The organism is Aneurinibacillus terranovensis DSM 18919 (assembly GCF_000430625.1).
In the GTDB taxonomy this organism is placed as follows: Bacteria; Bacillota; Bacilli; order Aneurinibacillales; family Aneurinibacillaceae; genus Aneurinibacillus_B; species Aneurinibacillus_B terranovensis.
Genome location: NZ_KE387178.1, coordinates 9,616 through 23,410, shown reverse-complemented (window position 1 = coordinate 23,410; position 13,795 = coordinate 9,616). Strand labels below are relative to the sequence as shown.

Annotated in this window: 11 protein-coding genes; 2 read left to right on the top strand and 9 right to left on the bottom strand. The window is 47.9% G+C overall.

From position 1 onward, the window contains the following. The first annotated feature begins 375 nt into the window (after window positions 1–375). Complete coding sequence (locus H525_RS0120690) at window positions 376–636, top strand: hypothetical protein (protein ID WP_027417763.1); 261 nt, start codon at window positions 376–378, stop codon at window positions 634–636. 13 nt (window positions 637–649) lie between these two features. On the opposite strand, the gene H525_RS0120685 is transcribed toward H525_RS0120690, so the two are convergent. The 5 genes from H525_RS0120685 to H525_RS0120660 all read right to left on the bottom strand — a co-directional run bounded on the left by H525_RS0120685 (window position 650) and on the right by H525_RS0120660 (window position 8,046). Continuing rightward, complete coding sequence (locus tag H525_RS0120685) at window positions 650–1,066, bottom strand: DUF2642 domain-containing protein (protein WP_027417762.1); 417 nt, start codon at window positions 1,064–1,066, stop codon at window positions 650–652. 227 nt (window positions 1,067–1,293) lie between these two features. Beyond that, on the bottom strand, window positions 1,294–2,676 hold the full coding sequence (locus tag H525_RS0120680; RefSeq protein WP_027417761.1) for a glycosyltransferase family 4 protein: 1,383 nt from the start codon (window positions 2,674–2,676) through the stop codon (window positions 1,294–1,296). Between the two features lie 37 nt (window positions 2,677–2,713). Then, complete coding sequence (locus tag H525_RS0120675; protein ID WP_027417760.1) at window positions 2,714–4,009, bottom strand: nucleotide sugar dehydrogenase; 1,296 nt, start codon at window positions 4,007–4,009, stop codon at window positions 2,714–2,716. Window positions 4,010–4,289: 280 nt separating this feature from the next. Then, window positions 4,290–6,647 (bottom strand): endonuclease MutS2, encoded by a 2,358-nt coding sequence (locus H525_RS0120665; protein ID WP_027417759.1) that lies wholly within the window; start codon window positions 6,645–6,647, stop codon window positions 4,290–4,292. Between the two features lie 94 nt (window positions 6,648–6,741). Next, a complete protein-coding gene (locus H525_RS0120660) occupies window positions 6,742–8,046 on the bottom strand; it encodes an amino acid permease (protein WP_027417758.1) in 1,305 nt (434 codons plus the stop codon). 120 nt (window positions 8,047–8,166) lie between these two features. Here H525_RS0120660 and H525_RS0120655 point away from each other — a divergent pair, with 120 nt between their 5' ends. Beyond that, entirely contained in the window at window positions 8,167–9,060 is an 894-nt protein-coding gene (locus H525_RS0120655; protein WP_027417757.1) for a LysR family transcriptional regulator, read from the top strand. Window positions 9,061–9,105: 45 nt separating this feature from the next. Here H525_RS0120655 and H525_RS0120650 read toward each other — a convergent pair whose 3' ends face one another. The 4 genes from H525_RS0120650 to pheS form a co-directional block, all read right to left on the bottom strand. Then, window positions 9,106–9,657, bottom strand: coding sequence for a CvpA family protein (locus H525_RS0120650; protein ID WP_027417756.1), 552 nt, complete (start codon window positions 9,655–9,657; stop codon window positions 9,106–9,108). Window positions 9,658–9,662: 5 nt separating this feature from the next. Continuing rightward, the gene (zapA, locus tag H525_RS25020; protein WP_081413541.1) at window positions 9,663–10,001 is read right to left on the bottom strand and encodes a cell division protein ZapA; all 339 of its coding nucleotides are present in this window, start codon (window positions 9,999–10,001) and stop codon (window positions 9,663–9,665) included. A gap of 144 nt (window positions 10,002–10,145) precedes the next feature. Continuing rightward, the gene (gene pheT / locus H525_RS0120640) at window positions 10,146–12,572 is read right to left on the bottom strand and encodes a phenylalanine--tRNA ligase subunit beta (RefSeq protein WP_027417755.1); all 2,427 of its coding nucleotides are present in this window, start codon (window positions 12,570–12,572) and stop codon (window positions 10,146–10,148) included. Window positions 12,573–12,589: 17 nt separating this feature from the next. Continuing rightward, window positions 12,590–13,624: a phenylalanine--tRNA ligase subunit alpha gene (gene pheS / locus H525_RS0120635; protein ID WP_027417754.1), complete on the bottom strand. Its 1,035-nt coding sequence runs from the start codon at window positions 13,622–13,624 to the stop codon at window positions 12,590–12,592. Between the last annotated feature and the right edge of the window lie 171 nt (window positions 13,625–13,795).

The window sequence follows — 13,795 nt, the reverse complement described above, 5'->3', positions numbered from 1 at the left end:
AGTTTCATTCCTATGGCAGGCTTCTCCAAACAAACTTACCGAATAATGAATTCAAATGGATACCCAATGTTAAACATCAGATTCCAACAAAGGCGCATATTGAATTAAACAATCTAATCAAGCAGTTTGTATTTGCTTCCAAATAAGTACATCACGATATAAAGAAGGGAAACCATATTGCGGATTATAAACGCAAAATCGACCAGAAAATAGGCTTACTTGGAATCTAAAAACCAAGGGAAATGTCTACGCCATTTTGTAAAAAATGGCGTAGATTAAATACATAAAAACTAACTGTTACTATCTCAAAGTTGATTGGAAAAACAGGACGACTGTGCGCAACGCTCATTACCATTTAATTAAGGAGGACGAGGAATGGAAGCGAATCATGATGAATTAAAAGAACCTCATATTCCTGCTTTGGAGGAAGAAACACCCCGTAAAGAAGCTGAAAAAACAGCTGTGCTTACAGGCATGTTACATCGTTATAAACAGCATCTCAGAGAGTTGGAAGTAGATACGGTAAACGTAAAAACGGAAGCTGAATATAAAACTCTTATAAATCAGATATCAAACGCCATTGATAAGATAAGGATATTGGAATCCATGCTAAAGGAAAATAATGCTCGTTATTAATCCTTTGAAGTTTTTATTTGAAATACACAATTCCTTCAGGTTTGATATGGTAACTTTCCTCCTGTGCTTTCACTAAAATGCAATCGGGGAAAATTTCCTCTAAGGTGCCGTTAATGACTGCATTTTGAGTAGCCACTGATATTGTTTTTCCTCTTCTTTTCCCTAGGTAATTCAGGAAATGTTCGGTAGAGGTATTAACTTCTTTCAAAGAGGGCTCCTCTGTCTCGATGGCTTGAACTTCTTCAGCCTTGTCTTCAATTTCCTGTACTGTCGGAGATGACACTGCTTTTTTTAACTCATGTTTAACAGTAGATTTCTGAATAAACGCCGGCATTTTATTTGTGGAATGATATGGGGTATATAAGGGCTCTGAGGGATAGTTTGCATAAGGGTATGATACGGGATATACATGATAAGGATTTTGGTACACAGGGTGACACTCCTTTTAACTGTTTTTTTAAATTACCATACAACTTATGCAGAATAGGTTTATGTTGAGCCTAAAATTTTATGTTGCGCCAAGCCGAAGGCGCTGGCGATGGCCTTAGTTGCACTTATGTAGATAAGAAAGTTACGCTTTCTTATCTATCAAAGAAACCCCCTCTGGTCAGAGGGGGTTTCTTTGATGCGTATCGGTTACTGTCCGAAATGAATTCGTTATCGAATATACTCCTCCATAAGCTGTCCAAGCTGTTTAGCCTGAATCTGCCGGTTGTAAATCGCCAGATCCCCTTCAAACGCACGCCGGAGAATATCATTGGGCTTTGTTTTCTCTTCATTTCGCTGCTCTTTCCAATTCTCATACAGCTTTAGAAAAGCGGTTTTCATCTCTTCCTTATTAAGCGGCTCCACTACTTCACCCAGTCCAAACTTACGAATAATTTTAGTTGATTCTCCTTCTACGGAAAGAGCGAGAATCGGGTGGTTAATCGCCATATATTCATATAACTTTCCTGGGATGTACACTCCGGAACCTGGAGCGGTATCACCGATGAGCAGCAGCACATCTGAGGCTTTCATCGCAGCGAGCGCTTTTTTATGCGGAAGGTTGCCCATGATTTCAACAACATCTTCGAGTTTAAACCGGTGGACACAATCGATGTTTTCCGTATAGCCCGGGTAATCGAAGACTCCAGCAAACCGGAGTCGAATCATCGAACGATCAATTTTTCCTTCGTCAACAAGTTCAGCCACGGCTTCAAGAAACAATCGGGGATTTCGTTCTTTGTACAGAATCCCCGTATAGATAAGCGTAAATTTCCCGTCATCCGGGAACGTCTCTATGTTTTGATAGTCATTTGGATCAAATCCGTTGTATATCACTTCAATGCGCGAAGCTTCCCGGCCGAATTTCCGTTGAAAATTGTCCGCAAATCCACTGGTTACCGTCGTAATCGCATCGGATTCTCGCATGACGCTGCGCTCCATTTTTTCTTCCCATTCTTCCCGCCAGGCGATACCTGGACGGTGCATATTCTGCGTCCACGGGTCACGGAAATCGGCAATCCAAGAAACTCCGGTTTTACGCTTGAGATTCCTTGCTACCAGATGACACGTGTACGGTCCAGAAGTCGAGAATATAACCGGAATTTGATGCTGCCGGATGACCTGCTCTCCAACCTTTACCGCATCCGGCAGCCAGCCGATCATATCATCAGGAATCATCAGCGTGTTTTTTGCTTTTTTTAGCATGGATACGACGGCCTGTTTCACCTTTTGCCTGATACCGGGATCCCGAACCGATCCTGTCGATTTTTTATCCGCTGCTCCCTGCGTCTGCGTGTTCCCCGTAGCTTTTGCGGCACGGACACCGGCAAGCGGATTCCATTCTTTCGCCCTGTGAATGATGACGTTGGGGGGCAGCTCTTTTAAGAGAGATTCGTCTTTTGTTGCATAATACGCCTCTTCTACCGTCAATACATGCACTTCCCAACCTGATTCAGCGAGGTATTTGGCCATTTTCACAGCACGGGTGACACCTCCTCCGCCAATCGGGGGAAACAAATAAGAGACGAGAAGCATTTTTTTTCGAGCGTTCATCAGTAAGAAACGTCCTTTACCATTTTCGTTGTTCTCATTAGATGCGGAGCAGCGCAGCTTTTTCCGCGATTCGAAGCGGAATCCGGTTTTTTGCATCCAGAATCACCGGATTCTCATTCATTTTGCTGAGGGATTCATCCCAGTTGATTTCAAGAAATTCCTCCTGTACGGTCAGATACAACAGCGCGTCCGCCCCGTTGAGAGCATCTTCCAGGCGATCTGCTTTATAGCCGTAGCGTGAAGGAACGGCGGGGTCGTAAGCGGCTACGGTTGCCCCTGCTTCCTGCAGCAAATCTACTACATAATGCGGCGGGCTGATCCGGTCATCATTGGAAAAATCCTTCATTGCGAGCCCGAGGACCGCGACTTTACTCGTCGCAAGCAGTTTGCCTCTTTTTCTTAACTCTTCTTGCACCATATTTACTAACATTTGCGGTATGTGATCATTAATCTGCCGCGCGGTTTCCAGAAGGGGCAGTTCCACACCAATCTCTTTCGCTTTGGGCAGCAAATAATACAGGGCGTTCGGCAAACAATATCCGCCTACACCCGGCCCGGGTGTCAGTAAGTTCACGCGCGTATGCGTGTTGGCCACACGGATCAGTTCGAATGTATCGATGCCAGCTTTCTCTGCAAAACGGGCAAATTGCTGAACCATGGCAATATTAACATCACGCTGCACATTTTCGATAACTTTGGATGTTTCCACAACTTTTATATCAGAGATGGTAACCTCAGCTTCTGTAACAAACTTGAGTACGTCGTGTGCCCGCTTTGCGCTCTGTTCGTTAATGCCACCCATGGCAAGTGGCATATGGATAAATTCTTCAAAAGCACGACCTTCTGCAATCCGTTCCGAAGCATACGCAAGGTAGAAATCTTCCCCTGCGACAAGACCGCTTTTTTCAAGGAGCGGCTTAACCAATTCTTCAGTTGTTCCAGGAACGACCGTGCTGCGTAAAATAACGGTATCTCCCTTTTTCAGAACGGGTGCGAGGGATTCGCAGGCAGCCGTTAAGTAATGAAGATTCGGGTCGCCGTCTTTAACCGGTATCCCGACCGTAATGATATAATGATCGACCTGCCTGGCGGCGTCCGCATAACTGGTCGTCGCTTTAAAGCGTCCGGCTTCGAGCTGTACCTTTAAAATATCGGCAAGCGATTTGCCTTCATAATATTCTAAATGATAGGATATCCCCTGGTTAATTTCGTTAATGAGCGCTTCATTTACATCAATCCCCACAACATGAGCCCCGTTACGGGCATAGCTCAATGATAAAGGAAGACCAATAAATCCTAATCCGATTACTGCAACATTCAGCGACTTCTTCATGAAAAATCTCCTCCGACCTCTCGGCAACTTAAACGTAGTATATTTTATCATAAATGAAAGAAAAGAGCGATGTTCCACGCTCTTACTTCCGCTTCTATCTATGAAAAACCGTAAAATATAAAATACCGGCAAGAATGAAAAAGGCAGATACAGCGGCGAGAATTTTTGCCAGCCGATCAAGCATACGTGTAACCTCCTACTCCCATAGGGGCAAGCTGTTCGGGGAACCCTTTGCCATTATACCGTACTCCCCGCTTTTCATCAAAGGCTTTGTATATGATTATTTGAGTTCCACAACGGTGGCGCCGAGGCCGCCTTCACCCTGGCCGCCATAGCGCAGCGCTTTAACCAGCCGGTGTTTTTTTAAATATTTCTGAACCCCAATGCCTAAGGCCCCGGTTCCCTTGCCATGGATGATGGACACCTGATTTAAACCACCGATGAGGGCCTCATCTAGATATTTATCAATTAGTAGGATGGCGTCTTCGACGGTGTTTCCCCGAACATCCAGTTCCATTCTCACCGGATCCCGTGTCGACCGGAATTTAGTTATCTGGTGGGTGACCTGCGGTTTGGACGGCTTCAACTTCTCCAGATCGGACGATTTCACATTGATTTTCAAAATGCCAATCTGGACTTGAAATTCTTTACTGCCAACCTTATCGACAATTTCTCCTTTTTGGTTGAGGGAAAGCACACGAACTTCATCCCCGACTTCAAGCGGCTGCTGGCTCACCGGCACATTCACCTGCTTCGCCTTTTTCTTGCGCAGCTTTGGATTGGCCTCTTCCAGCCGCTTTTGCGCTTCGATCAATTTGTGTTCTTTAATCCCTGCCCGTTCTTCCTGTGCCGTACGGCGGAGGTCTGCGATAATCGTATTCGCTTCTTTGCGCGCTTTCTCAACCGCACGTCTCGCTTCTTCCTCTGCCTGCTGATAGAGCCTGTCCTTATTCTCGTCGAATTCCGTTAATTGCTGCTCCACCTGCCGCTTTGCCTCTTCCATTTCCCGGCGGAGACGTTCGGCTTCCTGGCGGTCGGCTTCTGCCTGACGCTGGTTTTCTTCCAGCGAAGCAATCATCGTATCGATTTTCGTTTCTTCCTTACTGACCATCTGGCGGGCCTGAGTCAGAATTTGCCCGGGCAGGCCCAGCCGGGAAGCAATGCTGAAAGCGTTGGAGCGGCCGGGTATCCCAACAAGCAGGCGGTATGTCGGACGCAGGGTTTGCTCGTCAAATTCTACGCTCGCGTTAATCACCTCGGGCCGTTCATAGGCGTAGGCTTTCAGCTCACTGTAGTGGGTGGTCGCTACGATGCGGGCCCCGCGCTGGTGAACATAATCGATGATCGCCATGGCAAGCGCTGCCCCTTCTGTAGGATCGGTTCCTGCTCCAAGTTCGTCAAACAGCACAAGGCTTTTATGCGTAATTTTTCGCAAAATGTGCGAGATGTTGGTCATATGGCTGGAAAACGTACTGAGGCTTTGCTCAATGCTTTGCTCGTCCCCAATATCCGCGTAAATCCCTTCAAAAATCGTAAACTCCGATCCATGTTCGGCGGGTACCTGCAGCCCTGACATCGCCATCATCGACAGCAAACCAACCGTTTTTAGCGTCACGGTTTTCCCGCCAGTATTTGGCCCTGTGATGACAATTGCCGTATAACTGCTCCCAAGTTCCACGTCAAGAGGAACCACTTTTCCCGCGGGAATCAGTGGATGTCTGCCCTTTTTTATGTTGAGCCGGCCTTCATCGTTAATGATCGGCTCACTTGCTTTTACATCGTGAGCGTAGACCGCTTTCGCAAAGATAAAGTCCGCTTCCGCCAGACATTCAACGTTGTGGAGCAGGGCATCCGCAACTTCGGCTACAGAAGACGTTAAAGCGAGGAGAATCTTTTCAATTTCCCGCTCTTCCTTCATTTTCAGTTCACGCAGTTCATTGTTGATCGTAACCACAACGCCCGGTTCAATAAATAACGTTGCGCCCGAAGCGGACTGGTCGTGCACAATCCCGCCAAACGCATGGCGGTATTCCTGCTTGACCGGAATAACAAAACGGTCGTTGCGAATCGTGATGATCGCGTCCTGCAGCATTTTTTGCGAATTGGAATTGCGGATGATTTGTTCCAGCCGTTCGCGCACCCGGCGCTCGGCTCCGCGAATCTGCGAACGAACCTGAGAGAGCGCAGAGCTTGCTGAATCCACGACGACCCCATTTTCATCGATCGCGCGGGTGATCTGGTCCTCCAAATCGCGCAGCCTCTCCACCTGGTTCATTAATTCCTCCAGCAGAGGCAGCGGTTCATTCTCTGCAATGCCCGCGATAAATCCTTTCAAACGCCCGCCTGCATATAAGGTAGAAGCTACGTCTAACAGCTCGGCGGTATTCAGCGTACCGCCAAGCCGGGCGCGTGCACAGGCCGGGCGAATATCCCGAATCCCTCCGAGAGGGACAGTTCCTTTCAGCCGATATACCGTGCATCCTTCCTGCGTCGCCTGCTGCCGGCGCTTGACCTCGGCAATGTCTGTGGAAGGCGTTAATTGTTCTATTTTTTCTCTTCCTAAAGAAGAAGTAGCTTTAGCTGATAACTGTTCAATTACTTTGTTAAATTCCAGTGTAGTAAACGTACGTGCTTCCAAAAATAATCCCCTTTCCGTATAGAAAGACAGCGCCCAAAAGACGTCTCCTTTCATTATATCATGTGTCTCGTTCAAGGGAATTATTTCGGCACAACTAGCCGCTTATTTTCCGGAATTCACGTTCCTGCTCAGCCCTTGATTCACCCGTTGTTTTTCTTGCCCTTTTTAAAATCCAAACGGCTCCGATTATAACAAGCGGGTAGAGAATTGCCCAGCCAACGAACGGGAAAATGACAGCGGTCAACAGAAAAGACAGCCAGCTGATTCCAACACCCCATGCATTTCCTTTGAGCAGACGAATTCCGGCTGCACATCCTCCCAGGTACGTAAGAATAAAGGTCGCATTCGGGAACTGGATAAGCGTCGTAAGTGAAACCGCCCCGCTCCCGTATAAAGCCAGCACGACGACAAAGCAAAACGTGAGGAAGCCAATCCCGCCGATCGGTGTTCCAAACTGTTTGGATACCTTCCCCATCCATCGCGGTGCTTCTCCCTCCCGCGCGAGGGCATATGCCAGACGGGAAGCAGCGCTGGCATATGCAATAATCGTCGCCGTACAGATGAAAACACCTGTTAATCCTGCTACTATCGCTCCGCCGGAACCAAGTATTTTTTCGATGACCAGCACAAGCGAAGCGTCGGATCCGGCTGCGTGGTAACTGTGCGTTCCTACAGTAGCAAGCGCCGTCAGAAAATAAAGCACCCCCACAATAATTGCCGCAATCGTGACCCCTTTTACCGCTTCACGCTGCGGATCGACGAACTCCTCCGATAAATGGGATACGGCTTCCCACCCGATAAAACACCAGAACAAAATCGCAGCCGATTGTCCTACACTTACCCAGCCGTGCGGCATGAAGGGTGTAAAATTTCTGGTCTCTATATTCGGCGCGGCTCCGATAATAGCAAGAACAAGCACGGCGATAATTGCGAATACAACTGCAATTTGAACCTGTGCGGCAATCTTCATGCCGACTACATTTGTCAGCAGGCCAAAGACGAGCATCGCGGCAGCAATGACAATACGGGCGGTGTTATCCCACCCCATGGCGGCCGTCATATAACCGGCGCCAGTCAATGCGGCAACCGGAGCACCAATCGGCACCGACATTAAGAAGAACCAGCCGATTAGAGTCCCTGCACGCGGTCCGAACGCCATCGTTGCAAAATGTGAAACCCCGCCTGCATTTGGAAACTTAGCCGACAGCAACCCCATCGACAGTGCCAGCGGCAGAACGAGCAAAGTCATTATCCCCCATGCCAGAAGTGAAGCGGGCCCAGCCATTTGTGCGGCCAGCCCGGGAACAAGCAGCACCCCTGAACCAAGCACTGCTCCTATATAAAGCGCGATTGCCTGCGGCAGACCGATCGTACTTTTAAGACTTTTATGACTCCCCACTAAAATCTCTCCTTTTTACTCTTGCTGTTTATTCTATCGTAACAGATAATAGTTGTATCAGAAAAACGAATGATTCCGATGATATGAATCGGATAATCCGATAGAAAGGAGAGATAGACAGTGGAGCTTCGTCATTTATATACCTTTAAAGTCGTAACGGAAGTCCGCGGCTTTACCCGCGCCGCTGAGATACTAGGCTATGCGCAATCGAGTGTGACGGCGCAAATTCAATCTCTGGAAGAGGAGCTCGGAACCCCGCTGTTTGACCGGTTAGGGAAAAAAGTAGTTCCGACGGATGCCGGGCAGCGCCTTCTTCCTTATGCCCTGGAGATTATTAAGATGCATGCATCGGCGAAAGATGCCATCCAGTCGTCTGCGACACTATCCGGCACGTTAACCATCGGCGCGCCCGAATCACTTGCCTCGTTCCGCCTTCCGGAAATTATCCGCGACTACAAAAAACGTTACCCCGAGGTAAAAATGATTTTAAAACCAGGTATGTGCTGGGAAATGAGAGAGTTTGTCCGCCGCGGCGAACTCGACCTTGCTTTCCTGATTGAACCCGAGACACAAGAAACTGATTTATCCATTGAAACTCTGGTAGAGGAAAAAATCGCGTTGATAGCACCGCGGGATCACCCGCTGGCTTCTTACACAACCGTCACCCCGAACGATTTAAAAAATGAAACGATCCTTCACACCGAACCAGGCTGCAGCTATCGGCTGTTAATCGAAAAACACCTCAACAGCCAAGGCATCTTTCCAAGTCCTGACCTTGAATTCTGGAGCATTGAAGCGATTAAGAATTGTGTCATGTCAGGGCTTGGACTTTCTTTTCTCCCGCTAATTGCGGTCCGAAAGGAACTGCAGGAAGAAAAACTTGTTTCCCTGGCATGGGATGACCGCCCTCACCGCGTGGCCACCCAGCTTGTCTACCACAGGAAAAAGTGGCTGTCACCGGCCCTGCAGGAATTCCTGTCGCTTGTGAAGCAGCATGCGGCAGAGTGGGGCTAAAGCGGAAAATAGGAAGTGTGCCGGGGGATGCATTAATCCGTTGGATTAGAGTTTAGGTTCGGGCTTTTTCACCATGTCTTTAAACATTTGCACGATTCCAGGAGAGCTCTTTACGGCGTAGGAAGCTATAAACGAATTTTCCATCGTCTGGTGCAGGGCCGTAATTGGTAGGGCATAGGCAATAACGAGCAAGAGCAAGAGAATAACCCCGTTCTTTATTAATCCTACCGCTCCACCCAGCCAGCGATTAATAGTGGAGAGGACAGGCAGATTCGCAATGCCGTTTAAAAATCCGCCAAGCCATCTAATTAGAAAACTTGTTGCTACCAGCAGGATAAAAAAAGCCAAAAAATTATACAGCGCGTTTTCAACCGGCAACATTCCCCCTACCGTTGATAACGTTCCGCTTCCGGTAAATTTGGACAGGGGAAACCACTCCATTAGTTTAACCCCAAAAGATTTATGATAAAGAAAAGCTATAGCAAAGGAAAAAACAAAAGCGACGAGCTTTATGAGCTGTTTGATAAGCCCCTGCCTGTATCCGCTCCACAATCCGCTAACAAGTAAAATCAGTAGAACAATATCTAAAATACTCATGGTGCTTACTCCTTATCTGTCTTACTTTCCAGCTGTGCGTTTTCATTTTTTTCATCCACGTCGTCAAACGCAGTTTGTTCCAGAAGTTTTAGCAGCTCCTCATATTCCTGTCGGAGCTTAAAATATTCATCCGCCATATTAAGGGCGGACAAAACCGCGAGTTTGTTCGTGTCGAGTCTTGGGTTGGCGGAAGCAATCTTCCTCATTTTGTCATCAACATATCCTGCTACCATCCGCATATGAGAAGAACTGCTTTCACCTTTCATGGTATAGTATTGTCCATATATCTCAACTACAACGCGTTCCTTGTTATTTTCATGCACGGCGGAAATCCTCCTCAACATATATCTTCTTCTCATAATATACTATTTCATTAAAAGTAAGGAAAGAAAAGCCCCACGTCAATAAGGAAAACTTGGCTGTAGTCCCTCATAATTAAAAGGTTTCCAGCCCTAATAGGATGGAAACCTTTCATTTCGTTTAACCTGCTATTTTCTAAGTTCCGCACCACACTGGGCTGCCAGTGCGCCCACGACTCGCTCATGAACTTCCTGCACTTCTTCATCCGTTAATGTTTTTTCCGGATCCCGGTAGGTACATGCCAGCGCCACACTTTTCTTATTTACGCCAAGCCTGTCATCTACATACACATCAAAGATCCGTACGGATTCAAGTAAATGTCCCGCCGACTGTTCAACGGTTTCCTGCAGCTTCCCTGCCGTTACTTCCCTGTCTACCAGGACCGCTATGTCACGGGAAATAGCCGGATATCTCGGCAGTGAAACCATGCCCGGATGAATGGTCGCAAGCTCCAGGAGGGATTCTACGCTAAGCTGGAATACATACGATTCTTCCACTTCGTACTTTTGCTGCATTATCGGATGAACCTGGCCTATATATCCTGCTGGTTTGCCCTGCAGCAGAATCTGAGCGGTTCGGCCCGGATGCATGCCCGCCAGATTTTTGACAGGGTGGTATTCTACACCGGCGATACCCAACCGGTCAAACAGCGCATCAAGCATCCCTTTTACCAGGTAGAAATCAACAGGCGCTGTCTTTTCAGTCCAATGCTCAGCGACACGGTGCCCACAAAGCAATCCGCCCAGTGTCAGTTTCTCCCGGGGAAGTTTTGTCAACGTTTCTTCTTCCGCCATAAATACATTGCCAAGTTCAAAAATCGCAATGTCACGCTGCTTGCGATTTATATTGTAAGCAGCCGTCTCTAACAGGTGCGGCAGCATGTTCGTTCTGAGCACGCTTCTTTCTTCACTCATCGGCATTGCCAGGGAAATAGAATGCGTCTCACCGTAAATATTCATAAAGTCGTTTAAATTTCCGGGGGTTGTTAACGAGTACGTGATAACTTCATCTAATCCTACACTCGTCAGCGTTTGACGAATCGTCCGGCGCAGCATCTGACTGCGGGTCAGCATTCCCAGGGTGTTATCTCCAAATGGCATCGTCGTTGGAATATGGTCATAGCCATATAAGCGAGCCACTTCTTCAAATAAATCTTCCTCACGCTCAATATCCTGCCGACGGGTCGGCACCGTTACATGGATATTGTTCACTTCCACTTGATAAGGAAAGGAAAGACGATCAAAAATGCCGGTTACTTCTTCTATTGAAAGAGAGGTTCCGAGAAACTTATTTAACCGGCCCATTCCAAGGGTTACGGATTTATCGTCAGGAATCTCCACAACGGATTGTGCAATTCCCCTTGCCACTTTTCCGCCGGCAAGTTCAGCCATCAGGCTGGCCGCACGGTCAAGAGCGAATTCCACGGCTTTCGGATCCACTTCCTTTTCAAAGCGGAGACTTGCTTCCGAGCGGAGCCCGAGCTTGCGCGATGTTTTGCGAATGGACGAACCGACAAAGTTAGCCGATTCAAGCAAAATATTGCACGTGCCCTCGGTGACCTCTGAATTCGCCCCGCCCATCACTCCGGCAATGCCTATCGGCTTCGTGCCATCGGTGATCAGAAGCATTTCGGAATCAAGCGTGCGCTCCACGTCGTCCAGTGTCACAATCTTTTCGCCGTCTTTGGCAAGGCGCACGACAATATTGCCCCCGCTCACCGCTTTGTAATCAAACGCGTGCAGCGGTTGGCCCGCCTCCATCATACAGTAATTAGTAATATCCACCACATTGTTGATTGGGCGGATTCCCGCAGCCATCAGATAGTTCTGCATCCAGAGCGGGGACGGGGCGAGTGTCACGCCGGAAATAAGGCGGGCCATATAACGTCGGCAGTGATCCGGCGCGTCAATTTTAATGTGTACTCTATCTTCAATGATATCGGATTCTTCTTTGACATTGAACTCAGGAAGCTTAACTTCGCGATTTAAAATAGCGGCAACTTCATAAGCGGCGCCTATCATGCTCAGGCAGTCCGAGCGGTTCGGCGTAAGACCGAGTTCCAGGACAACATCGTTGAGTCCAAGGACCTGTTCAATCGGCTGGCCGAGGTGCAGGCTCTCAGGTAGAACGAGGATTCCTTCCTGTATTTCTTTTGGCAGCAGCTTGTCGTTCATCCCAAGTTCTTTTGCTGAGCAAATCATCCCCTGGGATTCCACGTTCCGCAGCTTCGCACGCTTGATTTTTACGTCATTTGGCAGCTTTGCGCCCACTATAGCGACCGGAACCTTTTGCCCCACGTCTACGTTCGGTGCCCCGCAGACAATTTGCAGATTTTCCCCGGTGCCTACATCCACCTGGCATACATTAAGCTTATCCGCATTCGGATGCTTTTCTTTTGCCGCAACATAACCGACAACGACATCCGATATTCCTTTATTCAGATGTTCAACCGACTCTACTTCCACGCCTGAACGCGTTAATTTTTCCGCAAGTTCCTCCGGCGTCACACCGGATAAGTCAACATATTGTGATAACCAATTATAAGAAACTTTCATGATTTACCCTTTCCTCCTTACACCCGATTGAATTGCTTTAAGAAACGCAAATCGTTCGTATAAAAATGACGAATGTCATCAATGTTGTATTTCAGCATGGCAATTCGTTCTACCCCCATCCCGAACGCAAAGCCTGTGTGTTTCTCGGGGTCATATCCCGCCATTTCCAGAACACGCGGGTGAACCATTCCGGATCCCAGGATTTCAATCCATCCCGTATGCTTGCACACACGGCAGCCGTGTCCGCCACAGAACATACAGGAGACATCAACTTCCGCGCTGGGCTCAGTAAATGGAAAAAAACTGGGGCGCAGGCGAATGCGCGCATCCTCACTGAACATCTGACGGGCAAACGCAAGCAAAACCCCTTTCAAATCGCTCATTCGAACATTTTCTCCGACCATTAGCCCTTCTACCTGTGTAAATACGTGCGAGTGGGTCGCATCATCATTATCACGGCGGTATACACGACCCGGGCAAATAATTTTAACCGGAACCTCACCTTTCATTTTTTCCATGGTGCGAACCTGGACCGGAGAGGTATGGGTACGCAGCAGGATTTCTTCTGTAATATAGAAAGAATCCTGCATATCACGCGCCGGATGATCTTTCGGCAAGTTTAACGTCTCAAAGTTATAGTAGTCGGATTCAACTTCAGGCCCTTCAGCTACCGTAAAGCCCATTCCCAGGAAAATGTCTTCAATCTGTTCAATCACCAGGGTGAGCGGGTGCCGATTTCCAATATGAAACATCCGGCCCGGCAGCGTTACATCAATCGCTTCACATGCCAGTTTCTTTTCGATTTCTGCCTGATCCAGCAGGTTCTTCGTCTCGTCAAGCTTACTTTCGATGACTTCCCGCACTTCATTAGCCAGTTGTCCGATTAACGGACGCTCTTCAGCGGACAATTTCCCCATTCCCCGCAGAATTTCCGTTAACAGACCCTTCTTTCCAAGAAACTTGACACGCAGTTCCTGAACCTGACTCACTTGCTCAATCGACTCCAGTTCGGCCAGCACATCCTTTTTCAATGCTTCTAATCGTTCGCGCATTTAGTAAAACCTCCTTCTGTTTATGTAGAAACCTTGGCTATCTCAAAGCTACAGGCGCCTGCCATAGCCTTAGTGGCACTTATGCAGATGAGAAAATTATCGTTTCTTATCCTGCAAAAAACATCATGAGAAAAACTCGCGGGCGTTGCCGCTCGTCCTTTTTCTGCAGGG